Raw genomic sequence first — 448 nt, forward strand, 5'->3', positions numbered from 1 at the left:
AAATAAGTTGTATTTTAGATAAAACAAAACCCCGAAAACGAGCCGAACACTCAAAAAACGGGGTTTTATATTATCAATGTATGTCTAAAATACAAAGAATCTCCGATTTACAGTATAATTTTTCATTCTTAAATCCGTCAGAGAATTTTGATGTGTACTTCAATCAATTTTTATCAAGTGATTTAGGAAAAATATATTCAGCTATTCCTTGGCAAGAGTTGGTATTGGCTTTTAAGCTCAAAGAATCTATTAAGGGTACTAAGAATTACTTTAGTCCAAAAGGTAAACTAGCCTTAATGTTTTTAAAACACTATGCCTGTTGTTCTGATAAAAGACTAATAGAGCAACTTAATGCAAATATTGATTATCAATTTTTTTGTGATATTCATTTAGGAGCTCATCGTTTGACCAATTATAAAATAGTGAGCCAAATACGCTGTGAACTGTC

The 448-nt window shown here is 30.1% G+C and carries 1 protein-coding gene; it reads left to right on the forward strand.

Annotated elements, in window-relative coordinates:
* Positions 1–80 precede the first annotated feature (80 nt).
* Positions 81–448: transposase (locus Q0739_RS14985; RefSeq protein WP_298239541.1), on the forward strand; the 368-nt coding region annotated here is incomplete at its 3' end.

Origin of the sequence: uncultured Algibacter sp., assembly GCF_947487605.1 — a bacterium.
Taxonomy (GTDB): Bacteria; Bacteroidota; Bacteroidia; order Flavobacteriales; family Flavobacteriaceae; genus Algibacter_D.